General features: G+C 66.2%; 29 protein-coding genes. 9 read left to right on the top strand and 20 right to left on the bottom strand.

Annotated elements, in window-relative coordinates; genetic code table 11:
- Nucleotides 1–129 precede the first annotated feature (129 nt).
- Nucleotides 130–591: an Lrp/AsnC family transcriptional regulator gene (locus tag AC2YJX_RS09570; RefSeq protein WP_055395804.1), complete on the top strand. Its 462-nt coding sequence runs from the start codon at nt 130–132 to the stop codon at nt 589–591.
- Nucleotides 592–627: 36 nt separating this feature from the next.
- Here AC2YJX_RS09570 and AC2YJX_RS09575 read toward each other — a convergent pair whose 3' ends face one another.
- From AC2YJX_RS09575 to AC2YJX_RS09590, 4 genes are all read right to left on the bottom strand, one after another.
- Entirely contained in the window at nt 628–1,140 is a 513-nt protein-coding gene (locus AC2YJX_RS09575) for a DUF1993 domain-containing protein (RefSeq protein WP_055395783.1), read from the bottom strand.
- 101 nt (nt 1,141–1,241) lie between these two features.
- The gene (locus tag AC2YJX_RS09580; protein WP_055395781.1) at nt 1,242–1,481 is read right to left on the bottom strand and encodes a hypothetical protein; all 240 of its coding nucleotides are present in this window, start codon (nt 1,479–1,481) and stop codon (nt 1,242–1,244) included.
- Between the two features lie 72 nt (nt 1,482–1,553).
- Nucleotides 1,554–1,997 carry a hypothetical protein gene (locus AC2YJX_RS09585; protein WP_487255901.1) on the bottom strand — a complete coding sequence of 148 codons (444 nt, stop codon included), beginning with the start codon at nt 1,995–1,997 and terminating at the stop codon, nt 1,554–1,556.
- A gap of 183 nt (nt 1,998–2,180) precedes the next feature.
- A complete protein-coding gene (locus tag AC2YJX_RS09590; RefSeq protein ID WP_121422976.1) occupies nt 2,181–3,449 on the bottom strand; it encodes an MFS transporter in 1,269 nt (422 codons plus the stop codon).
- 65 nt (nt 3,450–3,514) lie between these two features.
- Here AC2YJX_RS09590 and AC2YJX_RS09595 point away from each other — a divergent pair, with 65 nt between their 5' ends.
- The 3 genes from AC2YJX_RS09595 (at nt 3,515) to AC2YJX_RS09605 (ending at nt 7,029) form a co-directional block, all read left to right on the top strand.
- The gene (locus AC2YJX_RS09595; protein WP_487255902.1) at nt 3,515–4,531 is read left to right on the top strand and encodes an AraC family transcriptional regulator; all 1,017 of its coding nucleotides are present in this window, start codon (nt 3,515–3,517) and stop codon (nt 4,529–4,531) included.
- A 171-nt stretch (nt 4,532–4,702) separates the two neighbouring features.
- The gene (locus AC2YJX_RS09600; protein ID WP_487255903.1) at nt 4,703–6,022 is read left to right on the top strand and encodes a hypothetical protein; all 1,320 of its coding nucleotides are present in this window, start codon (nt 4,703–4,705) and stop codon (nt 6,020–6,022) included.
- 368 nt (nt 6,023–6,390) lie between these two features.
- Nucleotides 6,391–7,029, top strand: a complete 639-nt coding sequence (locus tag AC2YJX_RS09605) for a flavin reductase family protein (RefSeq protein ID WP_487255904.1) — start codon at nt 6,391–6,393, stop codon at nt 7,027–7,029.
- 13 nt (nt 7,030–7,042) lie between these two features.
- Here AC2YJX_RS09605 and AC2YJX_RS09610 read toward each other — a convergent pair whose 3' ends face one another.
- A complete protein-coding gene (locus AC2YJX_RS09610) occupies nt 7,043–7,447 on the bottom strand; it encodes a tautomerase family protein (RefSeq protein WP_487255905.1) in 405 nt (134 codons plus the stop codon).
- A 167-nt stretch (nt 7,448–7,614) separates the two neighbouring features.
- On the opposite strand from AC2YJX_RS09610, the gene AC2YJX_RS09615 reads away from it, so the two are divergent.
- Nucleotides 7,615–8,556, top strand: a complete 942-nt coding sequence (locus AC2YJX_RS09615; RefSeq protein ID WP_487255906.1) for a LysR substrate-binding domain-containing protein — start codon at nt 7,615–7,617, stop codon at nt 8,554–8,556.
- A gap of 57 nt (nt 8,557–8,613) precedes the next feature.
- Here the strand turns inward: AC2YJX_RS09615 and AC2YJX_RS09620 are convergent, their stop codons facing one another.
- From AC2YJX_RS09620 to mnmG, 14 genes are all read right to left on the bottom strand, one after another.
- Nucleotides 8,614–9,738, bottom strand: a complete 1,125-nt coding sequence (locus AC2YJX_RS09620) for an alpha/beta fold hydrolase (RefSeq protein ID WP_487255907.1) — start codon at nt 9,736–9,738, stop codon at nt 8,614–8,616.
- Nucleotides 9,739–9,921: 183 nt separating this feature from the next.
- Entirely contained in the window at nt 9,922–10,878 is a 957-nt protein-coding gene (locus tag AC2YJX_RS09625) for a hypothetical protein (RefSeq protein ID WP_487255908.1), read from the bottom strand.
- A 192-nt stretch (nt 10,879–11,070) separates the two neighbouring features.
- Entirely contained in the window at nt 11,071–11,688 is a 618-nt protein-coding gene (lpoB, locus tag AC2YJX_RS09630) for a penicillin-binding protein activator LpoB (RefSeq protein ID WP_487255909.1), read from the bottom strand.
- A gap of 42 nt (nt 11,689–11,730) precedes the next feature.
- Nucleotides 11,731–12,144, bottom strand: coding sequence for a YcfL family putative periplasmic lipoprotein (locus AC2YJX_RS09635; protein WP_055395763.1), 414 nt, complete (start codon nt 12,142–12,144; stop codon nt 11,731–11,733).
- Between the two features lie 35 nt (nt 12,145–12,179).
- A complete protein-coding gene (locus AC2YJX_RS09640; RefSeq protein ID WP_055395761.1) occupies nt 12,180–13,706 on the bottom strand; it encodes a COG3014 family protein in 1,527 nt (508 codons plus the stop codon).
- 327 nt (nt 13,707–14,033) lie between these two features.
- Nucleotides 14,034–14,777: a class I SAM-dependent methyltransferase gene (locus AC2YJX_RS09645; protein ID WP_055395759.1), complete on the bottom strand. Its 744-nt coding sequence runs from the start codon at nt 14,775–14,777 to the stop codon at nt 14,034–14,036.
- Between the two features lie 6 nt (nt 14,778–14,783).
- Entirely contained in the window at nt 14,784–16,139 is a 1,356-nt protein-coding gene (locus AC2YJX_RS09650; protein ID WP_487255910.1) for a hypothetical protein, read from the bottom strand.
- A 237-nt stretch (nt 16,140–16,376) separates the two neighbouring features.
- Nucleotides 16,377–17,294 carry a ParB/RepB/Spo0J family partition protein gene (locus AC2YJX_RS09655; RefSeq protein WP_010465109.1) on the bottom strand — a complete coding sequence of 306 codons (918 nt, stop codon included), beginning with the start codon at nt 17,292–17,294 and terminating at the stop codon, nt 16,377–16,379.
- A gap of 38 nt (nt 17,295–17,332) precedes the next feature.
- Nucleotides 17,333–17,629: a cupin domain-containing protein gene (locus AC2YJX_RS09660; protein WP_121508013.1), complete on the bottom strand. Its 297-nt coding sequence runs from the start codon at nt 17,627–17,629 to the stop codon at nt 17,333–17,335.
- A 70-nt stretch (nt 17,630–17,699) separates the two neighbouring features.
- Nucleotides 17,700–18,242 carry an RBBP9/YdeN family alpha/beta hydrolase gene (locus tag AC2YJX_RS09665; RefSeq protein WP_431151414.1) on the bottom strand — a complete coding sequence of 181 codons (543 nt, stop codon included), beginning with the start codon at nt 18,240–18,242 and terminating at the stop codon, nt 17,700–17,702.
- A gap of 34 nt (nt 18,243–18,276) precedes the next feature.
- On the bottom strand, nt 18,277–19,089 hold the full coding sequence (locus AC2YJX_RS09670; protein ID WP_121421778.1) for a ParA family protein: 813 nt from the start codon (nt 19,087–19,089) through the stop codon (nt 18,277–18,279).
- Nucleotides 19,090–19,134: 45 nt separating this feature from the next.
- A complete protein-coding gene (locus AC2YJX_RS09675) occupies nt 19,135–19,749 on the bottom strand; it encodes a LysE family transporter (RefSeq protein ID WP_487255911.1) in 615 nt (204 codons plus the stop codon).
- A gap of 197 nt (nt 19,750–19,946) precedes the next feature.
- On the bottom strand, nt 19,947–20,624 hold the full coding sequence (gene rsmG / locus AC2YJX_RS09680) for a 16S rRNA (guanine(527)-N(7))-methyltransferase RsmG (protein WP_487255912.1): 678 nt from the start codon (nt 20,622–20,624) through the stop codon (nt 19,947–19,949).
- On the bottom strand, nt 20,621–22,600 hold the full coding sequence (mnmG, locus tag AC2YJX_RS09685) for a tRNA uridine-5-carboxymethylaminomethyl(34) synthesis enzyme MnmG (protein ID WP_487255913.1): 1,980 nt from the start codon (nt 22,598–22,600) through the stop codon (nt 20,621–20,623). The genes rsmG and mnmG overlap by 4 nt, the downstream gene beginning before the upstream one ends.
- Nucleotides 22,601–22,751: 151 nt before the next feature.
- Between mnmG and AC2YJX_RS09690 the strand changes: the two genes are divergently transcribed.
- The 4 genes from AC2YJX_RS09690 to AC2YJX_RS09705 all read left to right on the top strand — a co-directional run bounded on the left by AC2YJX_RS09690 (nt 22,752) and on the right by AC2YJX_RS09705 (nt 25,012).
- Entirely contained in the window at nt 22,752–23,351 is a 600-nt protein-coding gene (locus tag AC2YJX_RS09690) for a Crp/Fnr family transcriptional regulator (protein ID WP_487255914.1), read from the top strand.
- A gap of 53 nt (nt 23,352–23,404) precedes the next feature.
- Nucleotides 23,405–23,932, top strand: a complete 528-nt coding sequence (locus AC2YJX_RS09695; protein ID WP_487255915.1) for an anthrone oxygenase family protein — start codon at nt 23,405–23,407, stop codon at nt 23,930–23,932.
- A 110-nt stretch (nt 23,933–24,042) separates the two neighbouring features.
- Nucleotides 24,043–24,654, top strand: coding sequence for an NADPH-dependent FMN reductase (locus AC2YJX_RS09700; protein WP_055402197.1), 612 nt, complete (start codon nt 24,043–24,045; stop codon nt 24,652–24,654).
- Between the two features lie 79 nt (nt 24,655–24,733).
- The gene (locus AC2YJX_RS09705) at nt 24,734–25,012 is read left to right on the top strand and encodes a YkgJ family cysteine cluster protein (RefSeq protein WP_487255916.1); all 279 of its coding nucleotides are present in this window, start codon (nt 24,734–24,736) and stop codon (nt 25,010–25,012) included.
- Nucleotides 25,013–25,043: 31 nt separating this feature from the next.
- Here the strand turns inward: AC2YJX_RS09705 and AC2YJX_RS09710 are convergent, their stop codons facing one another.
- Nucleotides 25,044–25,412 carry a VOC family protein gene (locus tag AC2YJX_RS09710; protein WP_487255917.1) on the bottom strand — a complete coding sequence of 123 codons (369 nt, stop codon included), beginning with the start codon at nt 25,410–25,412 and terminating at the stop codon, nt 25,044–25,046.
- Nucleotides 25,413–25,433 lie beyond the last annotated feature (21 nt).

The following is a 25,433-nucleotide window of genomic DNA, read 5'->3' on the forward strand; positions in this document are numbered from 1 at the left end:
CTTGACGCAGATTCCGTGCCAACGATGCCTTGACAGTATGTAACGACAGCCCTGAAAAAACTTTGCTTTTATGCCCTGATTAACGCCCAATAAGGGAAACGATTTCTCACATATCCCTTGAAACAGAATCTGGATTCCATTGACCGCCAGCTGCTGGCGATGCTGCAACACAACGCCGAGACGCCACTGGCCGAGCTGGCCGAGGCCGTGCACCTGTCCAACACGCCCTGCTGGCGGCGCATTCAGTGGTTGCGCGAGAAGGGCTACATCACCCGCCATGTCGCCCTGGTGGACCCGCGCAAGGTGAATGTGGGTGTGACGGTGTTCGTGGCCGTGAAGACCAACCAGCACCACCAGCAATGGTTTGACACCCTGCGGGATGCCGTGATGGGCATCCCCGAGATCGTCGAGTTCTACCGCATGAGCGGGGATGTGGACTACCTGTTGCGCGTGGTGGTGCCCGACATCCGCGCCTACGATTCGGTCTACAAGCGGCTCACGCAGGCCGTGGCGCTGTCAGACGTGAGTTCGAGCTTTGCGATGGAAGAAATCAAGTTCACCACGGCGCTGCCGCTGAACTATGCGCAGTAGCGGCCACCGAGGTGACCGTCTGCGCACAGGCACTGATCAGTACTTGCCCATGTAGTCGCGTTTGCCCAGCTCCACGCCGTTGTGCCGCGCAATGGCATAGGTCGCGTTCACGTGGAAGAAGAACTGAGGCAGACCGTAGTGCAGCAGGTAATGCTCGCCGACGAACTGTTTTTCGCGCGGGGTGCCGGGCTGGATGGTGATCTGGCGTGTGGCGGCATCGGCAAACGCAGCCTCTGGCAGGCCTTCGACAAACGTGAGCACGGTGTCGATGCGTTCATTCAGGTCGGCAAAACCGGGACGCTCGGCGTCGGGGAAGGACGGCACCTCCACCCCGGCCAGGCGCGCCGCCACGCCCTTGGCAAAGTCGCAGGCAATCAGCACCTGGCGCGCCATGGGGAACATGTCGGGGAACAGCCGGGCCTGCAGCAGGGCATCCGGCTCGATCTTGCGCGCCGTGGCATGGGCCTCGGTCTTGGCCAGCACGTCTTTCAGGGAGCCCAGCATCTGGCGAAAGACGGGGATGCTGGCGTTGTAGATGGGGTGGGTCATGGGGTGTCCTGGAAATGGTGTGAGGCAGCAGCAGGGGCCACTTGTTGCCCCATCGCCGGGCCGCATTGCAACACACCCCACCCAGGCTTGCAGCTGAAAGGTCAAGCAGGCCGCGACTGGGCCAGTGCAATGGCCGCCTGGATCGCTGCGCGGGCCTGGGGGCTGTTCTTCCAGCAGGTGGAGCCCACCATGGCCGAGGCCGTGGAAACAATGTCCAGGGCATTGGCCTTGCCCAGATGCGCCAGCGATTCAAAGCCCATCTGTTCAAGCCGAGCGACGACGGTCGGCCCCACGCCCTTCACGTTGAGCAAGGCGCGGCGTTCTTCAAGGGGAAATGGCATGGCAGGAGTATGCGGGAGCCTAAGAGTTGTCGGACTGAGAGATCGTCGGCTGCAAATCGACCGCGACGATATTTAACGTCCACCCCCGCCCCTGCGCCTCATCGCCAGCACTCCGAAAGCCACCGCCACACCAAAAACCACGTGCACCACCAGGCTCGGCAGCACCACGGCCAGCCCCAGGCTCCAGGGCAATGGATCACCAAAGTAGATCGGGCGCGCCAGCGAGTTGACGGTTGCGTAATAAAGTGCACCGTAGACAGCACCCACACCCAGCGCCCCGCCTGTGACCATACGGTGCAGTGGCAACACTACCAGGGGAAGGGCAGACACCCAGCCTAGAACCAGGTGCTGAACGAATAGCGCGACGGGCCCGGGCTGCGCAAGGTACAGGGCCGCAAACTTGGGGCCGTAGTGCCCGACGCGCATCTCCAGCAGCCGAAAGAGCCAGCCCGCCGGCATCATGGCCAGCGCAGCGAAGGTGCCCGCCGCGATGGATTCCAAAGCAATCTTGCGCATGGGTGTGTACGAACAGGGCAATGAAGGGTTGGTGACCAAAAGCAGCAAGCTCCGTTGCGGCCAAGCCCCGGCTGGGGCTACCGGCGCGGGGCGCGCGTTCAGCCTGGCATTAGAACGCGTTCGACCTGTCTCTCGACAGCCTCGCCAGCGCGGCGGGAGTGCCCGTAGCTGCCCCAGCGTCCTTCAGACCGCCGTCGCCAGGGGCCTGGCAGCCCGTGCCGCAACCCCCACCCCCACCAGCGCCGCCGACACCACACTCAGCGCCAGCGTAAAGGCCGAGCCGTAGAAGATGCCTGAGGTCATGCCGTGGTCCAGCATGGCGCCAAACACCGGGGCGGCCAGGCAAAAGCCCAGGTCCAGACCCGAATACACGGTACCGTACACACGGCCCGTGGCGCCCGGGGGCGCAGCGCGCTTGATCAGCATGTCGCGCGAAGGGCCGGCCAGGCCTGTGCCAAGGCCAGCCACCGAAGCCACCACCACGGCTGCCATGGCGGGCAGGAGCCCCAGGCCCACCACCACCAGCAGCGCGGCCGAGCCGAGCAGGCACACCGAGATGATCTTCTCCAGCCGCTGCACACGCCCCACCAGGAAGCCGCCGATCAACATGCCCACCGCGCCGCACAGCATGTAGCCGGTGACCACCATGGCCGTGATGCTCAGCGGCAGGCCATACATGGACTGCAGCGCCGGGCTGGCAAAGCTCTGGATGGCACTCAGGGCGCAGGTGCTCCAAAAGAAGAACGAGAAACACAGCCACACCGAGGGCAGCTTGAGGAAGGCCATGGGGTGCTCGGGCTTGGCAGCCCCTGCCCCGCCCTTGGCCTGGTGCGCCCAGGCGCCCTGGCGGTCGTCCAGCGCATCGCGGTTCCAGACCATGATGGCCAGCACCACCAGGGCGAACAGGCCCCCGCACAGGCAGGCCGTGCGCCACGAGCCCGTGGCCGTGGCAATGCCCGCCATGAACACCGGCGCCGTGGCCCAGCCCAGGTTACCGCTGATGCCGTGCACCGAAAAGCCATGCCCCAAGCGCTGGGGCGACACGCGCTTATTGAGGATGGTGAAGTCCACCGGGTGGAACGGCGCATTGCCCAGCCCGGCCAGCGCGGCCGCCAGCAACAGGCCCCAGTAGCCCTGCGCCGTGCCCGCCGCCAGGCCCGCTGCCGCAAAACTCGACAGCGCAAAAAACATCACCGGCCGCGCGCCCACGCGATCCACGATGAAGCCCGACAGCGCCTGGCCCACGCCCGAGATCACAAAAAACACCGACACCAGCAGGCCGAGCTCGGAATAGCTGAAGCCAAACTCGCCGATCAGCCACGGGAACAGCGGCGGCAGCAGCATGTGGAAGAAATGCGAGCTGCCATGGGCCAGGCCAACGAGGCCGATGGTGCGGGCGTCCTGCCGCAAGGGCACGGGGTTGGCGGTGGCGCCGGAGGATGAAGCGGTCATGGGCTTGATCTTAGGCACGCAGGCTTCGGCAGGTTTACGATAGGCGGCCAACTTCTATCGCAAACATGCCAAACCCCGCCGCCGCACCCGCCCCATCCCCCGAGCCGGTGGTGGAGCACTTTGCCGCCCAGGTCGTCCCCCGTCCAAAGGCCGGGAGCTCGCGCGGAGCGGGGCGCGGGATGTCGTACGTGGGCTCGCTCACGCCCGAGCTGTTTGTGCCCACCCCCGCCCGCCCGGTGCGCGCCAAGCTGCGCTGGCTGGCCGCCGACACCCAGGTGATGCCCCACAGCCACCCCTGGGCGCAGGTGGCGATCTCCACCACGGGCGTGATCCGGCTCACGGTGAACCACGGCACCTACATCGTGCCGCCCTCGCGCGCGCTCTGGATTCCACCCGGCGTGGAACATGCCGTGACCATGGTGGAAGACGCCGACCTGCGCACGCTGTACTTCCACCAGCCGCGCGGCCGGTGCGGGCCCGGCGCCCTCGGCGGCGATGGCGCCGGCCCCAGTCATCGCGGCGATGGCCCGGGCGCCAGTCATCGCGGCGAAGACGATTCGGCCGCCTGGCGCCAGTGCCGCGTGCTGGAGGTGTCCGACCTGCTGCGCTCGCTGGTGCGCGAGATGCCAACCACGCCCGACGGCGGCCCCGCTCTCACGCCCGCCCAGCGGCTGCGCGAGCAGCACCTGAGCGCCCTCATCCGCGATGAACTGGCCCGCGCCGCCGCCGTGAAGCTGGGCGTGGACCTGCCCCAGGACAAGCGCCTGCGCCACCTGTGCGAGGCCGTGCTGGCCGACCCCACGCGCCATGAAACACTGGCCGACTGGGCGCAGGACACCGGCGCCAGCCCACGCACCGTGGCGCGGCTGTTCCGTTCCGAACTGGGCAGCACCTTCACCCAGTGGCGCCAGCAGGTCATCCTGGCCAAGGCCGTGTCGCTGGCTGCCGGGCGCATGCCCATGGGCCAGATCGCCGCCGAGCTGGGCTACAGCCCCAGTGCGTTCAGCGCGATGGTGCGCAAGTCGGTGGGGCAGCCACCGGGGCGGTTTCTGGGGCAGCAACACCCGGCGCCTGTGCAATAGGGGCTGTGCAAGGCTGCACCACCGGCCTACGCACGCGTGAAAGGGCTCAAAACGGCGCGCTCCTGACGCGCCAACGGCGTCTTGTCCTTCGAACTTGTCGCTGCCCGCCTACGTTTGGAAACATGTGTTGCACCCACAGTGAGTTCATCCCTAGCACCAGGTTTGAACCCCATGACAAAACAGATTCGCCACCATGTGGCAGCCCTTTTCCTGCTTCTTCCCGTCGCCAGCGCCCTGATGGTCGTTCCAGGTACGGTCATGGCGCAGCCCGCCGCTCCTGAGTTGCGATCACTGCAGGTGGCGACAGACGACGGTCTGCGGGCCGGCGCCGACCTGCAGTTCACGGTAGAAGGCACACCGCGGGGCAAGGTTCAGCTCCGTGTGGCTGGCGTGCCCCGCGCCATCGTGCTGCAGGAAACCGAACGGGGCGTATACACGGGCAGCTACACAGTCCGCCGCCAGGACCGGCTCAACGAAGGCAGCGCCGTGCGCGCCACGCTGAAGGTGCGCAACCGCACCATCACCAGCAACTACACGCTTCCGGCCAACATTGGTGACCGCAACGTGGTGGCCGCACCGCCACCCGGACTGAAGATCGACCGTTTCTCGGTCGCCCCCATCGACAAGATGGAGCCCGGCGCCGAATTGCGCTTTACGCTGAACGGCGCGCCCGGAGGCCGGGTGGATTTCGACATTCCAGGTGTCATCGACAACGTGCCGATGCGCGAGGTATCGCCCGGTGTGTATGAGGGCGCGTACACCATCCGCCGCATGGACAACCTGGCGCCATCGCGGCCCACGGTTGCCACCTTGCGTGTCGGGGACCGCACGGTTTCATCGACCCTGACCCAGCCTTTGATCGCCGATGCCAAGCCGCCGGTGATTCGCCACGTGTCGCCGCGCGACGGGGAAACGGTCCCGCGCAATGCGGCCACTTCGGTGTCCGGCACGTTTGATGATGTCGGTGGTGTGGGTGTAGACCCCAAGAGCGTTCGCATCGTGATCGCGGGTCGCGATGTCACGTCCGCCTCGCAGGTCACGCCGCAGTTTTTCACCTACCGCGCTGACCTGCCCACCGGCCGGTATCCGGTCGAAGTGACCGCCCGGGACCTGGTGGGCAACGGCATGCGCCAGAACTGGACCTTCAACATCGCTTCGCAAGTGAACGCCGCGCCCACCACGGTGCAGCTGCAGGTGACCAGCCATGCCAACCATGCCACAGTGGACAGAGGCGCCGTGGTCGTGCGTGGCCGCACCGTGCCTGGCGCGGTGGTGGATGTCAAGGTGAATGCGGTCGGCACGCTCGTCGGTGCGTTTGGCCTGAACCAGGAATTGCTGTCGCAGCGTGTGCAGGCAGATGGCAACGGTGACTTCTCGTTCAGCTTCACATCGCAAATACCGCTACCCGGCACACGCTACGAAGTGACGATGAACGCCGAAAGGGGCGGCATGGCCCCGACAGAGACCCAGCTGGTGCTGTTCCAGAAATAAGGCGTTGCCGGCACCTCGGCGGTGACCGGAAATCGCCGACTACCCATGGACCCTCGCGGGTCCATTTTTTTTTGGGCGTAGCCTTTGCTGCCTGCCACCCGGGCATGGGGGCGGCTGATAGCCCTGCCCTTCGGTCTTGCATGTTGATCACCGCCAAAGCCACTGCTCCAGTGGGCGCCACCCCTTTTGATAGAAGTAGCCCCTAGCGCTCAACCATAAAGCGCTTTTAGCTATCATTTTAGTAGCGTCCTTGAAATCCCGGTGACTGCCTCCCGCAGAAGCCGGAGGTAATGTACGACCCGGAGACTGCACGGTGAAAGGAACACCCGCTGCAGCGTGCACATCCCCATCCACCTCACTGCACCCCCATGACCACCGCCCCACCCCGCCGCGATGACATCCACAGCTACGAGCCCCGCCTGGGCCACGGCCTGCCGCACGACCCGTTCAACGCCATCGTGGGACCGCGCCCCATTGGCTGGATCTCCACGCAGAACGCAGCAGGTGCCACCAACCTGGCGCCCTACAGCTTTTTCAACGCCTTCAACTACGTGCCGCCCATCGTGGGCTTTGCCAGCATTGGCTACAAAGACACGGTGCGCAACGTGCAGGAGACCGGCGAGTTCGTGTGGAACCTGGCCACGCGCGAGCTGGCCGACGTGATGAACCAAAGCTGCGCCGCTGTGCCGCCCGAGGTCAGCGAGTTCGCGCTGACGGGCCTCACCCCCCTGCCCTCTACCCGTGTGCGCCCGCCGCGCGTGGCAGAAAGCCCGGTCACCTTTGAATGCCGCAGCACGCAGATCCTGCAGCTGCAAGGCGCGGACGGAATGCAGGTGGACACCTGGCTGGTGCTGGGCGAGGTGGTGGCCGTGCACATCGACAAAGCGCTGCTGAAAGACGGCGTGTACGACACAGCGAACGCCGGCCACATCCTGCGCGGCGGCGGCCCGGCGGACTATTTCACGGTGGGGCCGGAGCAGTTGTTCAGGATGTTCCGGCCCCGGTAGCGAGCGCCACGGCTCAGGCTGCCGCGCTGTTTTGCACCAGGTCCATCGCAAACCGCCCGTGGCCCACGGACCAGTCGGAATAATCGTTTTCGTGCATGAAGATGAACACGTCGGCCGGGGCCACGCCCGCCATGGCCTGCAGGTTGCGCGCAATGGCAGCGTAGAGGGTGCGCTTCATCGCGTCGCTGCGCCCGCGCCGCAGCGTGATCTCGACCACCACCACGCGGTCGGAGCGCGCCACGCCGTTAAAGGTGGGGCTGCAGGCAAATTCGCCGGGGGCGTAGCCAGCCACCAGGTTGAACAGCTCGTCCGGCGGCATGCCGATGGCGCCCACCAGGGCCTGGTGAATGCCTTGCACGATGGCATCGCGCGTGGCGGCGGGGGTGTCCTGCGGAACGTTGGTGCGGATAAAGGGCATCAGTTTTCCTATGTTCATTCAAATCAAATAAAGACATTCAAACCAGCGCTTGCCAATTTGCAAGCATTTCAAGCAGCCATCGCTTGAAATTCCATCCATTTTTGCTATCAATTTCTTGATTGAAAAGCGATGATTTGGCTAAATTTATGTGCTCTAGAATCACATAGATGAGCCACCGCCTGCCCCCACTGAGTGCCCTGCGCGCGTTCGAGGCCGCCGCCCGGCTGGGCCGCATGACGGCGGCCGCGGACGAGTTGGCAGTCACGCCCGGCGCCATCAGCCGCCAGGTGCGCCAGCTGGAGCAGCACCTGGGCGTGGCCCTGTTTGACGGCACCAAGGCCCGCCCTACCCTCACCCCGGCAGCGCATGTGCTGCAGCCGGTGCTGACCACCGCCTTTGCCCACATCGCCGATGCGGTGCGCGAGGTCAGCGACACCCGCCGGGGGCCGCTGGACGTGGCCTGCTTCAGCACCTTCACCGTGAAGTGGCTGATCCCCCGGCTGTTCGACTTCCAGGCCCGGCACCCTGGCATCGAGGTGCGCCTGCGCACCACCGACGCTGGCACCGATGCCAAGCGCCAACACGGCGATCTGGTCATCACCGCCGAGGAGGCCACCGGAGCGCTGGATGCCAGCAGGGAGCAACGGCTGTTTGCCGAACACCTGGGCCCGGTGCTGAGCCCCGAACTGGCGCAGCGGGTGGCGCTGCAGCAACCCACCGACCTGGCGGACCTTGCCCTGGCGCCCCTGCGCCTGCACACCCGCACGCGGCGCAATGCCTGGGCCATGTGGGGGGCAGCGGCGGGCGCTACCGTGCCGCTGCCCACGCCTTCACAGGCGGGGCCCGAGTTCGAGCACTACTACTTCACGCTGGAGGCCGCCGTACGCGGGCTGGGCATTGCCGTCGCCCCCTGGCATCTGGTGATGGACGACGTGTTGGCGGGGCGGCTGGTGGCCCCGCTGGGTTTTGTGGCCTCCGGCTATGACTACGTGGTGCGCCGCCGCACCAGCGGCCCCCTGCCCCGGCTGGATGTGTTCTGTGCCTGGCTGCAGGCGCAGGCCCTTGCCAATCCCGTCCCTCCCGGGCCGCAAGGGCCACCGTCGGGCTGAGGGTCCGTTTTTTTACCGCATCGGCAGCAGCGGAGCTGGCTGCGGTGCGATCCTGGCTCAGGGAACGCCCACTGATGGCAACAGCATCAGGGGCCGGTCCAGCAGCGGCGCGCACAGCCCTGAGGCCGGGTTGCGCGCCCATTGCTCGATCCAGGCCCAGACCAGCTGCACGCCGTCTGTGAGCGGCCCCGCACCGCGCTGCAAGCCGTGGTTGGCGCCGTCCAGGCGGCGCGCGCAATAGGGCACGGTGCGCAAGGAGGCCAGCTCTGCAAAACGCTCGTAGGCCGCAAGGGGCACCAGCGCATCGTCGCCACCCCACACCTGCAGCAACGGCCAGGGGCTTCGCACCAGCGGCAGGGTCAAGGACCAGTTCCACAGGTCGCGCCAGTAGCCCAGGCTGCGGCCCTGCGCTACGGCACTGTCGGGGCGGCGTCCAGCCACCATGCGGCCCAGTTCCTCCCAGTCGGCTTGCGCCCCCAGGCGCTGGGCTTGCAGGGCTCCCGCCTCCTGCGGATCAAGGCCACTGGACGCCAGCACCACCAGGCCCGCGAGTTGCGGAACCTCGGGTGCCAGGGCGGGCAGCAGTTCGGCGCCTTCGGAGATGCCCACCAGCAGTTGCGGCAGCGCGGGTGCGCCTTCGCGCGCGCGTTGCTGCGCATCTGCCACCAACGCCGCACGGGCGTGGGCCAGCCAGCTGGAGAGGCGGTCTTGCTGCACGAAATCGCGTGCGCAGTCTGCGGGCGCCGTGCGCGCCTGCGGGTCCACGCCGGGCTTGTGCAACACCAGCACCTGGGCATGCAGCAGGCCGGCAAAGTAGCGGTCGGCAATCGGCCCCATGCCCGCGCAGCCGGAGCCGGGGATGACGATCACGCGGTAGCGCAGCGAGGCGGTGCGCTCGCTGCGCGTAAGGGCCAGGAGCGTGGCGCCATCAGCGCCTGGCAAGGGCCGCAGTGCAAAGCGCTCCGCAGGGGGTGGCGTCTGGGTGGCTGCAGGAGCTTCCTGTGCATTGGCCTGTGCAGGCGCCGTGGGCGTCTCTGTGGAAGCCCCTGGCCCGTACACATTCACCAGCGATTCAGACGCTGCCGCCGCATAGAACGGCGGGGGCGAGGCGCAGCCACCCAGCACCACGGCAATGGCCGTGGCGACGAAAAACGCCAGCACCGGGTTGGCCAGGGGCCGCAAAGGTGCAGTAGAAGCAGAAAGGTGTTTTACGTTGAGCACAGGCCACAGTCTGGCATGACTGCGACCACCCCGGGCGCTGCACCTGCTACGGGTGGCCGCCCAGCGCGAGATGCCGAGCAAGGGGCTGCAGCCCCCGGCGGTCGGCACCGAGTGGCAGCGCCTCTGGGGGTTGCCGCTCCCCTGCTACTTCAAGATGAGGACTTGCTCAGGCTGCTGGGGCTGCGGCATGGGCTGGCCGCCCTGTTGGTAGACCACGGGCGGGCGCACGCCGCGCGACAGGTTGGCGTCGGTGTAGCCCAGCTGCATGGCGAGCTGCTGGTACACGTCCTGCGCCAGCGACAGCGAGGTTTCGCGCATCACCTTGGCGCGGTTGGGGGGGGCGATGTCGCCACGGATCGACAAAATCTTGGTGTCGTTGCCTTCGCCCTGGGCGGAGAACGCGGCCTTGATCTCGTAGGTCTTGGTGTTGATGAGCGAGAAGTCGGCCAGAAGCTGCAGGCCGTACTGGCGCGTTGCGCTGGTGGTGCCTTGCAGGGGCGAGAGCGCGTCTGTGAAGTCGATGCTGGAGACCACGCCGAACAGCACGTAGTCGGCGCCGTTGAACTCGCCCTTCTTGATGCGGCTGATCACGTCGTTGACCTGGGGCTGAACCTGCGGCGTGGCCATCTTGCCGCCCTGCACCTGGTTGAGCACCTGCTCGGCCTTGCTCGGCTGGGGCTTGCCTGCGTCAAAGCCCTTGCCCTGGATCAGGCGGAAGTACGTGCCCTGCAGGATGGCGCCCTTGATGTCGTTGGTGTAGCCGCCCAGCTCGCGCTGCTCGATGTAGCTGTAGCGCCCGGCCACGTAGGTGCCGCTGGCCTGCTCGGACGCCTGCATCGAGTGGCTGCCCGAGTGCGAGCCGCCACCGCCATAGGGGCCGTGGCTGTAACCACCGCTGTGGCTGCCGCCTGCGCTCATCTGGCTGCTGCGCTGGTAGGTACCGGCCACAAAGTATTCGGACACGCGCTGGGCATAGGCCAGGTCGGTCACGGCGATCTTGGGCGCCGCGCCGGGCTGCTGCGCCTGGGCGCCCGTGCCCCAGGCCATGGTGGTGGCGGCGATCACGGCCAGGGCCGTGTGCAAAGTGGTTCTGCGTTGCATGGTGTGCTCCTTGTGAGCTAACGGGAATTCATGAATCCATCGAGCGATGTGGCCTTAGCGCCCACATCCTTCGAAACTGGCGCGGCCCAGGCCAGCGGCCGCCGCGCTAGGGCCGCCCCGCCGCGCTGGCGGCGTCCCCCTTCCCGCGCGCAGTGCGAGAGAAAGGGGGAAGCGGCGCAGCCGCTCAGGGGGTTACCTCTTACTCGTCTTCCGGATTTCCTTTTCGTCCTGCCACTCGATCGTGCCTTCCTGCACATCAAACAGCTTGAGCGTGAACTTGTAGTACACGTCCTTGGTCGCGTTGTTCTGCTTGACGATGCTGGTCAGCTCGCCTTCCATGCTGTACTTCGCAGCCGTCATCTGGCCGACCTTGGCGGTGGTGCCTTGCTTGTACAGGCCGCTCTGGTTCTGGCGCTGCAGCTCGTCCACACCGGCCTGCATCTCGTTGATGGAGCGCACGAAACGCACCTTGCCCGACTTGACCAGCGAGGTCTGGATCGAGTTCATCACGTTGGTGGTGTCGATGTATTCGCTGGTCTTGTTCTTCACGGTGGAGATCGTCACCGTGGGGCGGCCCTGGAAGATGCCGGTTTCGAGCAAACCGCCGGTCATCTTCTCGGCAATCATCTGCAGGTCGGTGGAGCCGAATTCGTTGGTCACCAGCTCGACGGCCTTGACATCGCCGTAGTTGACCTGGCGGTCAAAACGCACGGTGGGCGAGGACAGGTTCTGGCAGGCCGACAGGGCCAGGGTGCTGGCCGCAAAGGCCAGGACCAGCGCGCTGCGCTGGATGCGGTTCTTGGTGTTCATGTTGGTTTACTCCTCACTCAAACAGGGATTGGCGCGGCGCGATCAGCGCGGCTCCACATTCATTTCCAGGCGCAGATCGACAGCCGCAGAGGTGGGCGCCACGCTCTTGACGGTCTGCTGGCCCAGGCCGAGCACGCTCATCTGCTTCCAGGATTCGCCATCGCCCACCTGGTTGCCCACGTTGTCCAGCCACTTGAAGCGGTAGAACACGGTGCGGTCGGTGCGGCCCATGTTGGCCATGTCGGCCTGCACGACCAGGATGTCGTTCTTGCGCACGATGCGCATCTCGCGCACGGCGATGCTGTTGGCTTCGCCACGCAGGGCGACCTTGGACGCCACGGCCAGCGGGGTGGCCGGGTCGTGCAGCTGGGCGCGGGCAGCGGTGGCCAGGGTCATCGCGAGGACCGCGCACGCAACGGCGGGTGCGGCGGCGGCAAGGGCAAAACGGGTTCTCATGCCAGAGGCTCCTTGAAAATGGGACATGTTCGGTTTCAGTTCTTGGCGGCAGGCGTGGCCGAGGTGGACTTGACCGCCGACTTGGGCACCGAGCGCGTGCGGGTGGTGGTGGTCGTCGTCGTGCGCACGGTGGTGGCAGGCTCTGCGGCGGGCTGCGGTGCCGCCGCCACGGTGGGCAGCTGGCCGAGCATGGCCACGTCGCCGGTCAGCACGCTGTTTTCATACATGCGCAGGGGCACGAGGGCGTACTGGCCGTCGATCTTGATGGGCTGGGGCAGCTGGCGGCCATTCACGCTCACCACATGCTCGCCGGGCGGCAGGTAGCCACGGGCCACATACACGCGGCCGGGCAGCATGCGCCACATGCGGTCGTCGGCCTGCTCGGTGGCCACCGAGGCGGCCGCGCCGATGATGCCGCCAATGAGGCCGCCGCGCTTTTGCAGTTCGTTCTGCAGCACGCCCTTGGCCACGGCGCGGGTGAAGCCACGCAGCACCATGCCGGGCATTTCGTCCTTGAGCGCGCGGCGCGCCATCACGTTCACGTCCACCACTTTTTCCAGCTTGAGGTCGGTGCCAGCCGCGGAGATGGTGGTCAGCAGTGGATCGGAAGACGGCTCGATCACGGGGTAGGAGATGCTGGCCGTGACCAAACCACGGCCCGTGGGCACGGGAATGGTGAAGGCCTTGGGCTTGCGCGCCGGGGCGTCACCGGCTTCGACGATGAAGAGCACGTCGGTCATGCGCTGGCGGCGCTTCCAGGTGAAGCCCGTGCGCGTGTCCAGGCCGCGCAGGCCTTCTTCGAGCACGCCGGTTTCGGGCTTGAGCTCGATGGCCTTGCGGTAGCCGGGCGCGGCCAGGCCGGGCTCGTTGAGCATTTCGTACAGAAAACCGGCCAGGTAGTGCGAAAGCGCATTCTGGTAGCCGTTCTTGAGCGCCAGCACTTCGGGATCGTTCAGCGTCTCGACGGGGTAGCCGTTGAGTTCCTTGCCGCCAGAGGTGGCGCCCTTGGACTTTGCCTCTTCTTCAGCGGCCAGGGTTTCCTTGGCGCGGAACTCGGCAATGATGGCTTCGCGCTCGTGGGTGCGCTTGATGTCCACACGGGCGTTTTCAAAGTCGCCCACGGCCATGCGGTTGAGCGCCAGGCGCGTGGTCACCCACACCTTTTCATAGTCCTGGCCCTCGTAGACCTTCAGGCGTTCGCTGATCAGCGCAGCACCCACGGTGCCCATGAGTTTGCTGGGGTTGGTCTTGGCGGTTTCTTCCCATTCCTTGACCTTGTTGTCGGCCAGCAGGAAGGCGTTGGTGCTGTCGGGGTAGCGGCGGTCCATGCGCAGCAGCTCGCCGCGTTCCATGTTGTAGAGCAGCGCGGTTTTTTCTTCTTCGGTCTTGGCCGTGCTTTCGAGCTGGGCGATGGCTGCGGGAATGCCGCCGCTGCGGCCGGCATTCTGCATGTCGGTCGCCAGCTTGTCGTGGCTCTGCATGGTGGCGCAGCCCGTGAGGGCGGCACTCAGGGCCAGCACCCACAGAAGGCGCGGGCGGAAACGGGATGGATGGGCGGTCATGAATGCTCCTTGCAGATCGGTCGGTGGTGCACCAGAAAACCCCGGCCATGTCCACGCGCAAGACGGCACCGCACTGCAGGCACACCCGTCAGAGTGGTGCGCCGCAGAGGCTGGTGGGGCCTGCAGGATGGGAAGTCCGGACAAGGAAGGTGCTGGCGGCCGGTGCGCCCCCTCCCGGCGCGTTCACGTGCTGCTGGCAGCCCCCTCTGGCTGTGAGTTTCTTGGTAGTTTTGTATGGGGTTGTAGCCAGGGACGCAATGTAGCAAAAGCTTGTATCTTTTCTGTAACCGTGGCGAACGGCTCAAATCGCAATCCAACAGTGCCATTTCATGCCTCGACGCGGTTCAGGGGCATGCGGTACAGCCACACCACGCGGCCACCGGGCGCACGCAGCTGTGCACAGGGCAGAACGCCGGGTACCGCAAATTCCAGGCTCACCAGCCATGCCCCGGTTGCGAGCTCGGCCTGGGCCTTGGCGGCGGCGCGGGCCATGCTTTCGGGCCGTTGGAACAGATAGACCATGCGGTAGGGGCTCCAGTCCTCGGCCCACATGTCGGCGCGCCGCACCTGGGCCCAGGGGCACCGCAGGGCGCACAGCAGGCGCAGGGGCCAGCTCCATTCGATGCCCTCCAGCTGCGCGGCCGGGTACGCATGGCGCAGCGCCTTGAGGCCATCGCCCACGCCGCTGCCCGCATCCAGCACGCGGGCACCCAGCGGCAGCGGGGCCTGCGAGGCCAGCGACTGCAGCGCATGGTGGGGCGTGGGAAACAGCGGTGCATCGCGCCAGGCGTTCAGGGGGTAGACCAGCAGCAGCAGCGCCAGCGGCACCAGCCACGCCCAGGTCGGCAGGCTGGCCGCACCCAGCAGCGCCAGCGACAGCGGAAAGCCCGCCGCAATCAGCCCGCGTCGCCACCAGCTGTCGCCCAGGACACTGGCCGCTGTCCCCAGCAGGCAGGCGACCAGCAAGGCAGCCACGGGCGGAACCGCGCGCTGGAGCGCCACAAAAATCAGCCACGCGCACGCCCACGCGACCAGCGCGGGCAGGGGCCAGGGCATGCGCAGGGCCAACATGGGTTCTTAACGGCCCAAAATGCCGCGCAACAGGTTGACGGGGTTCACCACGTTGCCCGCGTTGCCGGAGTCCGCACCGCCGTCGCCAGCGGGCTGCTGGCCGGTCGGCGCACCGCCCATGCCGCTCGAATAGGCACCGCCCGAAGCGGCCGGCGGAGCAGCCCCCATGCCCCCGCGCCGCCCCTGCATCTCTTCGCCCAGCATGGCCATGGTGTGTGATTTCGCACGCACGCGCACGGCCCATTCGGGCTCCCACGCGGCCTTGGGGTCCGCCGGGCGCGGGGGATGCACGATGTGGCTTTCGCCGCCATAGGCCATCATGCGCAGCATGGGCGTGGCGTCGCGCCCGCCGCCTGCAAAAATGCCCTGCGGAATGGCGCACTGCGTGGTCTCGGGCTGCAGCAGCACGCGCTCCTTGAGCCAGCGGTCGATGGTGGCGGGCGAGAGGTAGTCGAACAGGCCCATGCCCGTGTCGGGCGTCTCGGCGCTGGACCACATGATGAGGTCGTCCCCACTTTGCGACATGGCATGCAGGTAATAGGCGCGCGCATTGCGCACGGGCTGCCAGCTGGTGCCCATGCTGTCCTGCGGCTTGCCGGTGGTGCGCAGGTCGATGGCGGGCATGAGGTCTTGTGCCGCACCCAGCGTGAACTTCATGGACGCAGGCACACCGTCGCCGCGCACCTGGTGTTCGCCCACCAGCGAGCTGTCCCGCGACAGGCTCACCTGGTTGCGTTCGTTGGGGTACAGCGCATAGGCCGGGCCCACGCGCGGCCCCCGGTCGGGCACGGCGCGGCCGGCAAAGGCCTGTGCGTAGTCGGTCGGCTTGGCGCGCGCCAGATCGATGACGCGCGGCTGGCCCGCACGCACCGCGGCGCCGCAGCCCCAGTACAGCAGGATGCGGCCCTTGGGCTGGTGCTGCTGGTATTCCTGCGGCACCTCGCCCGGCTCGGTCTGGGTGGGCTGGGCACGGGGCGGGATCAGCGGAAGGGATTCGCCCATGCGCATGCCAGGCGGTATGGCCTGGCTGGCTTCGACGCCGGGGCGCAGGGTGTTGTGCAAGGCGATGTCGATGACACGCGGCGGCATGATGGACATGGCGCGGGCGTGGCCATAGGACGTGTTACCACCACCCGCCCTGCCCTGCGCGCCACCGCCCATCCCCCCCATCAGGCCGCCGAGCATGCCGCCGCCACCGGGCAGGCTGTCCATCTCAGGCATGCCCGCCATGGTGCCGGTGGAGACATCCATCCACAGCTGGACTTTGGGGGCCTTGGTGGTTTGGGCCTGGGCGCCCAGGCTGGCGATGCACAGGCCAACGGCCAGGCAGGCGGGGGTCAGGACGAAGCGCAAAGAGGTCATGGGGGTCTGCTCCAGGAGATACATGGATCACCCGGCAAACCATCGTGGGCCACAGGGCGGCACCTTCGCCGCCCTGTGAAGAGGCCTTGCGGTCAACCCGGGTGTGTTGAACGCAGCGCAGTGTAGGCCCCGCACAGACGCATTTTGCCTGTGCAAGTTACCTGTGGAAACCGTTTGTGTGCGCTATTTCACGCATGTTTGCGCGGTGACAGCGCCGCGCCCCGGACCAGCGGTCGATCAGCCGCGCAGGCGGTCGATCAAGCCATTCAAAGCTTCGAGCGAGCCGAACTGAATCGCCAGCTCGCCCATGTCCTCCACCCGGCCATGGCGCTTCACGCGCTTTTTCACGCGCACCTCGACCTCGGCCATGAGCAGGTCCGAGAGTTCTTCTTCCACGCGCTTCAAGTCGCGCGACTTTTCCTTCTGGGGCTTTTGCGGCACCAGGCTGAACTCGGCGCCGATCTTCTTGACCAGGGCCTCGGCCTCGCGCACCGACAGCTTCTTGGCCGCGATCTGGTTGCCCGCCGTGATCTGCGCAGCGCGGTCCAGCGACAGTAGCGCGCGCGCATGGCCCATGTCGATGTCGCCCGCCATCAGCATGGTCTGCACGGGCTCGGCCAGGTTCAAGAGGCGCAGCAGGTTGCTGGCCGCGCTGCGCGAGCGGCCCACGGCCTGCGCGGCCAGCTCGTGCGTGAGGCCAAACTCCTTGACCAGGCGCTGCAGGCCATGGGCTTCTTCCAGCGGGTTGAGGTCTTCGCGCTGGATGTTCTCGATGAGCGCCATGGCGGCCGCCGACTCGTCGGGCACGTCGCGCACCAGCACCGGCACCTCGGCCAGGCCAGCCAGGCGCGAGGCGCGGAACCGCCGCTCGCCCGCGATGATTTCGTACTTGCCCGCGTTGTCCCCACCCGTCAAGCGCCGCACCAGGATGGGCTGCATGATGCCCTGGGCCTTGATGGATTCGGCCAGCTCGTACAGCGCACCCTCGTCCATGCGCGTGCGGGGCTGGTACACGCCGGGCACCAGCTCGGACAGCGGCAGGCTGCTGGGCAGCCCGGCTTCGGCCGCCTGGGCCTGCTCCACTTTTTCTTCGACCTTGGGGCCCAGCAGGGCTTCCAGGCCTCGGCCGAGGCCCTTGGGTTTTTTGGTGACCATGAAATGCTTCTCGCGAAAAGGAATGGGGGAAAGATTCTTCAGCGGTCGATGATGACCAGCGTGCCATGGCTGCCGGGCGCGACGGCGTGGGGCACCCCCGCGGGCACGATGAACACCTCGCCCGCATTCACCTCGGTGACCTGCCCTTGCAGGTCCAGACGCATGCAGCCGTCGAGCACCAGCAGCGCCTCGTCAAAGTCGTGCGACTCGTCGGGGTAGGCCGCATCGTCCATGCGCAGCACCTTGACGTTGGCGCCTGCCGCCTGGCCCACGACCGTGGAGTTCCAGGCGCGGGGCAGTTGGTCGGCGATGGCGGACAGGTTGATTTTGGTCATGGATCGGTTCACTGAGAAATTCGGTAGCTGACGGCTACACGGCGCACCACGCGCCACAAGGCCCAGCGGCTCATGCCGGGTTGGCCAGCTGCATCAGCCAGCCGTGCCCCTCGTCCCAATCGCCCAGGCCCGATTCGGCATTGATGTGGCCGCGCTCGCCGTAGTCGATGAAGCGAGCGCCCCAAGCCTGCGCCAAACCCTCAGCGCGCTCCAGGCTGCAATACGGATCATTGCGGCTGCCCACCAGCAGCGCCGGGAACGGCAGGGGCTTGCGTGCAATGGGCGCCCAGCCGTGGATCTGCGCGGCCAGATCGGGCCGCTCCACATCGCCCGGTGCCACCAGCAACGCACCCAACACGCGGTGCGCGTTGGCCGAATGCGCAGCCCACCACGCGGTGAGAACGCAGCCCAGGCTGTGCGCCACCAGCACCACGGGGCCGTCGGCATCGACCACGGTCTCTTCCAGCCGCGCCGACCAGTCACCGCGCAGCGGGCGCATCCAGTCGTGCTGCTCCACGCGCTGGTAGCCGTGCACAGCCTCCCAGCGGCTTTGCCAGTGGTCGGGGCCGGAGTTCTGCCAGCCGGGCAGCAACAGGATGTTGGATGCCTTCATTACTATCAATTTAATAGCTGTTAGCGCTTTTCCATCAAGCGCCAGGTGCCATTTTTGCCATGGAAGATGCAGCAGCAGGCATGTTTTTCACGCGGTCCACCATCTCTTGTGCAAACTCGACAAACGCCTGGCTGCCCTTGGCCGCCGGGTCAAACACCACGCCGGGCAAGCCGTAGCTGGGCGCTTCGGCCAGGCGCACGTTGCGCGGGATCACGCTGTTGAACACCTTCTCGCCAAAGTGGCCCTTAAGCTGGTCGCTGACCTGCTGCTGCAGGGTGATGCGCGGGTCGAACATCACGCGCAGCAGGCCGATGATCTGCAGGTCGGCATTGAGGTTGGCGTGCACCTGCTTGATGGTGTTGACCAGGTCGGTCAGCCCTTCGAGCGCGAAGTACTCGCACTGCATGGGCACGATCACGCCGTGGGCGCTGCACAGGCCGTTGAGGGTGAGCATGCTCAAGCTGGGCGGACAGTCGATGAGCACGAAATCGAAGTCGGTATCAGCCTCGGCCAGCGCGGCCTTGAGGCGCTTTTCGCGGTGCTCCAGCGCCACCAGCTCCACCTCGGCACCCGCCAGCTCGCGGTTGGCGCCCAGCACCCAGTAGCCACATTTTTCCGACAATACGGCTGCCTCTTTGACCGAGGCGGATTCGAGCAGCACGTCGTACACCGTGAGGTCGAGGCTGCGCTTGTCCACGCCCGAGCCCATGGTGGCGTTGCCCTGCGGGTCCAGGTCCACCATCAACACGCGCTGGCCGATCTTGGCCAGGCCCGCAGCAAGGTTGACGGTGGTGGTGGTCTTGCCAACGCCACCCTTTTGGTTGGCAACGCAGAAAATTTTGGCCATGTGGGTGTTGCAGTCCGAGTTGTTGTTGTTGTCGTTGTCGTTGTTTTATTTGGAGATGGCGAGCTTGATGCCAAAGCCGATCAGAAAGACGCCCGCCACCTTCTCCAGCACGCGGCCGATGCGCGGGTTGGCGCGCATGCGCTCGGCCAGGTGGTGCGTGAGCAGCACGGCGACCAGCCCGTAGATAAACGTCAGCACCGCCACCGTCGCCGCCATCACGCCAAAGGTCAGCAAGCCCTGGTGCCGGGCCGGGTCCACAAACAGAGGGAAGAACGCCATGTAAAACACGATGGCCTTGGGGTTGAGCAAGGTGATCAGGCCGGCCTGTTTGAAGTAGTGGCGCGGCTGGATGTTGAGGATGGGTTGTGCGCCGGGTTTGGCCGTGAGCATCTTGAAGCCCAGCCAGGCAAGGTAGGCCGCGCCCAACCACTGCACTGCATTGAACGCTGTGGGGTACGTGGCCAGCAGCGTCGCCACACCGGCCACCGCAGCCCACATCAACACCTGGTCACCCGCGATCACCCCCATCGTGGCCGCCAGGCCGCCCCGCACGCCGCCCTTGCTGGTGGAGGTGATGAGCGCCAGATTGCCGGGGCCCGGAATGAGCAGGAACAACACAATGGCGGCGACAAAGGCGCCGTAGTCTGCGATGCCGAACATGCTTAGGACTTTCGCAAATAAGGATGCAACGACGGTACGTGCTCTTGTGGCAGGAGGCACGCCCGATCCGGTTTTGCGTAAGTCATGATGATCTCTCCCGGTGTGCTGGACGGGTGCGCAGATGGATGCACCCGAAGTGAGGTGCCGAGTTTACGCGACCACCCCGCCCCGGCCGCTGACAAGCTAGCGGCCGACGGTCAGACCGGCTTCATCCAGATGATGCAGCGCTCGGCGTCGAGGCCTGGTACGGTGAGCTGTTCCACGTGAAACACCGACACATCGGTGGGCAGGGCCGTAATTTCATCCTCGGGATGCTTGCCCTTCATGGCCAGCCAGACCCCGTGCGCCGCCACCAGCGCGGCGCGTGACCAGGTCACAAAGTCAGGCAACGAAGCAAATGCGCGGCAGCTGATAATGTCGAAGGGCGTGGTCAACGTCTCGACCCGTGCGTGCACGCCATGCAGGTTGCGCAGCTTGAGAGCCACCGCCGCCTGCTGGATGAACGCAGCCTTTTTGCCCACGGTGTCTACGCAGCTCACATCCACATCCGGGCAGCAGATGGCAAACACCACACCGGGCAAACCTCCACCCGAGCCGACGTCGAGCAAGCGCACAGCGTGGTGGCCCTCCCCTGCAAGCACAGCAACATGGCGGCGCAGCGGCGGCACAGCGGCCAAGCTGTCCAGCAGATGGTGCGTCATCATCTCCTGCGGATCGCGCACCGAGGTCAGGTTGTAGACCTTGTTCCACTTCTGCAGCAGGGCCAGAAAATCCATCAACAGGGTAATCTGGGCGTCGGTCAGACCCAGGGCCATTGCATCGGCCCCTGCCTGCAGCTGTTGGCGCAAGCTGTCGTTTGTCACTGCCATCGTCATGCCGCCACTTCCCCTTCTGCCTTGGCAGCCGCAGCCACCGCAAACTCCTTGAACCCGCCCTTCTTGAGATGCACCATCAGCAGCGAGATCGCCGCCGGTGTGATGCCCGTGATGCGCGAGGCGTGGCCCAGGGTTTCGGGCCGGTGGCGACTGAGCACCTGGCGTGCCTCGATGCTCAGGGCGGTGACCTGCATGTAGTCCAGCTCGGCTGGCAAGCGCAACTTTTCAAAGTGCGCGGCGCGCCCCACCTCATCTCGCTGCCGGTCGATGTAGCCCGAATACTTGGCGGCAATCTCCACCTGCTCCACCACGGGTTCGCTCAAATCGCCCAGCGATTCACGTGAAACATCGTTGGTCGCGTATTTGCCACCATCCATGGACATCAGGTCGGTGTAGTTCACATCTGGGCGGCGCAGCAGTTCGAACAGGTTGTATTCATGCTCGATGCTCTTGCCCAGCACCCGCTCGGATTCGGCCGCAGGCAGGCTGCGCGGATTCACCCACGTGGCCTTTAGGCGTTCTGTTTCACGTGAAACAGCATCGCGCTTGCGGCTGAACGCATCCCAGCGGGCGTCATCCACCAGGCCCATTTTGCGACCGGCTTCCGTCAGGCGCATGTCCGCGTTGTCCTCGCGCAGTTGCAGGCGGAACTCGGCCCGGCTGGTGAACATGCGGTAGGGCTCGGTCACGCCCTTGGTGATCAGGTCGTCCACTAGCACGCCCAGATAGGCCTCGTCGCGGCCTGGCAGCCAGTGTGCGTCGCCCCGGCACTGCAGGGCGGCGTTGATGCCAGCGAACAGGCCCTGGGCCGCCGCCTCTTCATAACCCGTGGTGCCGTTGATCTGCCCTGCAAAGAACAGGCCCTGGATCTGCCGCGTCTCGAAGCTGCTCTTGAGCGAGCGTGGGTCAAAGTAGTCGTACTCAATGGCGTAGCCGGGGCGCAGGATGTGCGCGTTCTCCAGCCCCTTCATGCTGCGCACCAGCTCGTACTGGATGTCGAATGGCAGGCTGGTGCTGATACCGTTGGGGTAGAACTCGTGCGTGGTCAGCCCCTCGGGCTCCAGGAAGATCTGGTGGCTGTCCTTGTCGGCAAAGCGGTTGATCTTGTCTTCCACGCTCGGGCAGTAGCGCGGGCCCACGCCCTCGATCTTGCCGGTGAACATGGGGCTGCGGTCAAATCCGCTGCGGATGATCTCGTGCGTGCGTTCGTTGGTGTGCGTCACCCAGCAAGGCATCTGGCGCGGGTGCATTTCTGCGTTGCCCATGAAGCTGAACACGGGCACCGTGCCCTCGTTCACACCACCGGGCATGCCGTCGCCGGGCTGCTCGGTGCACTTCGAGAAGTCGATGCTGCGCCCATCCAGCCGGGGCGGCGTGCCGGTCTTCAGGCGACCCTGGGGCAGCTTCAGCTCCTTGAGGCGTGCCGACAGCGACACGGCAGGCGGGTCACCCGCCCTGCCCGCCGCGTAGTTGTTCAGCCCCACGTGGATCTTGCCGTCCAGGAACGTCCCGGCGGTGAGCACCACCGTGCGCGAGCGGAACCGGATACCCACCTGCGTGACGGCACCCACCACGCGGTCGCCCTCCACCATCAGGTCGTCCACCGCCTGCTGGAACAGCCACAGGTTGGGCTGGTTCTCCAGCATGCGGCGGATGGCCGCCTTGTACAGAATGCGGTCGGCCTGCGCCCGCGTGGCCCGCACGGCGGGGCCTTTGGAGCTGTTGAGAATGCGGAACTGGATGCCGCCCTCGTCCGTGGCCAAGGCCATCGCACCGCCCAGCGCATCCACCTCTTTCACCAGGTGGCCCTTACCGATGCCGCCAATGCTGGGGTTGCAGCTCATCTGCCCCAGCGTCTCGATGTTGTGGGTCAGCAGCAGGGTTTTGCTGCCCATGCGCGCAGCGGCCAGCGCGGCCTCGGTGCCTGCATGGCCACCGCCGACAACGATCACATCAAATTCCTGGGGGTACAACATGGGGAACACTCCGGGGCCTGGCGGGCCCGATAATCAAAACATCCGGTGCACTAGGGCGCCCTGTAAAGGGCGCCGCATACCGGCCCTGCTGGTGGTGGGCGCACTTGGCGCCCCAGCAGGCAACCCGCGATTTTCCCACTTTGCGCAGACCGTGTCTGTTTCTACGCCCCTCACCCTCTTCCTGACCCAGGTGCTTGGCCCGCCACCGACAGCCGTAGAGACCTGGTGGACCAGCGCTCAGTGCCTGCAACTGCAACGCGGCCAGCCCCTGCTGCGAGCCGGCGAGCACTGGCGGCACCTGTGGTGGGTGGAGCGCGGCGCGCTGCGGCTGTACTACCTGGACCGCGACGGGGCCGAATCCAACAAGAACTTCTTTCTGGACGGCGCCCTGTGCTGGCCCATCACCCTCACACTGCGCCAGCAACCCGTGATGTTTCACGTGGAACCAATGGAAGACAGCGTGGTGTGGGCGCTGCCCTTGCCCACCCATCCCAGTGACCCTCTGCCCAGCGCGGGCTGGGCACCGTGGACTGCGCTGGAGCACCGGGTGCTCTGCGCCCTGCTCGATGGCAAGATGCAGCGCGAACAGGAGTTCTTGCAACTCAGCGCCCGCCAGCGCTACGCCCGTTTGCTGGAGCAACACCCGCAATGGACCGAGCGCATCGCCCTCAAACACCTGGCCTCGTACCTCGGCGTGACCGACGTCTCGCTGTCGCGCCTGCGCAGCGAGATGGGGCTTATCAAAGGATAAGGCGCGGGGTGCGGGGCATCGGCAGACTGCGGGCATCGTTCTACATGCCCGCCATGACCACCATCCCACGCCCCCACAACCCGCCGCCTGCCCTGCTCGTCCTCATCCCGCACGCCCTCGCCGTGTTGTGGCTCGGCCTCATGGCCGGGTTCTTCGGCACCTACAGCGCCAACGTCAACCTGGCCATGTTGCAGATGGACGGCGCCACCTACGCCACCGTGCAGTCCGCCTTCAACCGCAACGTCCGGCACGCCCTGTTCTTTGCGCTGTTCTTTGGCCCACCGCTGTGGTGCGCGCTGGCCGTGGCTACGGCCTGGCGTGAACACCGCGCACTGTGGTGGCGCCTGCTGGCCGTGGTCGGCGTGGCCTACCTGCTGGGCATTGTGTTCTTCACCCAGCAGGTCAACCTGCCCCTGAACTACACAACAGAAGCCTGGAACCCCCAGGCCCTGCCCGCCGACTGGGCCAAAGTGCGTGACCAGTGGAATGTCGCCAACCTGTGGCGTGCGCTGCTCAGCCTGGGTTGCTTTGCCACAGCGCTGGGGACGCTGGTGGGGCGGCTTGCCGGTCGCGGCACGTAGATCGCTACATCCGCCCCGAACACCGTGCAGCCACACCACGGAATAACCCTGCCCGGCCTGCCTCGCTTGCAGGATTCCTGCCGCACGCCTGTGATTCAATCGCAGGCACCATGCCACACACCACTCCCTCCCTCCTCATCTTTGCCGGCAGCACGCGCCAGCAATCCTTCAACCGCAAACTGGCCCACGCCACAGCCGCCATCGCACGCGACGCGGGCGCCACCGTCACGCTGCTGGAGCTGTCCGAGTTCGACATCCCGCTGTACAACGCCGACCTCGAAGCCCAGGGCACGCCCGCCAACGTGATCCGGCTCAAGGAAATCCTGTGGCAGCACCCCGCCTGGGTCATCTGCTCGCCCGAGTACAACGGCAGCTACACCGCCCTGCTCAAGAACACCATCGACTGGGCCTCCAGCCCGGTCAAGGGCAACCCTGACTGGCAGGACGGCGGCAAGAGCTTTCGCGGCAAGGTGGTGGGCATGCTCAGCGCGTCGCCGGGGGCACTGGGCGGCCTGCGCTCGCAAAGCCACCTGGCCCCCTTGCTCATCAACGCCGAATGCTGGCTGGCGCCCAAGGCGTTTGCGCTGGGCTCGGCGGGCAGCGCGTTTGACGACAGCGGCGCCCTCATCCAGCAAGCCCACCGCGACCGCGTGCGCGCCGTGGTCGACCAGGTGCTGTGGGCATCCAGCCGCCTGCACGGCGACGCTGCCGCTGGCCAGTGAACACCAAAATTTGAGTCAAATTGGCCTCTAGCGCTTGCCCGACAAGCACCAGAAGCTACAAAAACAATAGCAATCACCCATGAACTGCCGCCCCGGCTGCGGCGCCTGCTGCACCGCCCCCTCCATCAGCTCGCCCATCCCGGGCATGCCGCAGGGCAAACCTGCGGGGGTGCGGTGCGTTCAACTGGGGGACGATGCGCGCTGCCGCATTTTTGGGCAGCCTGAGCGACCGGCGGTGTGCGGCGGGTTGATGCCACAGGTGGAAATGTGCGGAACCAGCAATGGGCAGGCCCTGGCGTATCTGACGCAGCTGGAGCGGCTGACGCAGCCCGGAAGTATTGACGAGCCGGTGGCGTAGCCGGTCCTCCTTCCATCGGGCGAGGTACCCACTACTTCATCGAGTGCAGCCCGACTTTGTTGCCCTCGGTGTCCACAAAATGGGCAAAGAAGCCAAAGTCATTGCCAATCTCCGTCTTGGGCACCACCACCGCCCCACCCGCCTGCTCCACGCGCGCCAGCATCGGGGCCAGGTCATCACCGCCGTTCAGGTACACCATCGTCCCGTTTTGCGACGGCACGCTGCCCTCGCCCTGCACGAGGGCGCCACCGATGGCGGTAGGGTCGGTCGACAACATGCCCATTTTGGTCGTGCCCATTTCCATCGGCGCAATGGTGATGCCCAACACCGTCTCGTAGAAAGTCTTGGCGCGGGTGAAGTCGGTCACGGGAATCTCGAACCAGTTCAGGGCGTGTGGCATGTTGCTCTCCTTGGGTGGGTG

Source organism: Acidovorax sp. SRI_002 (assembly GCF_057586455.1).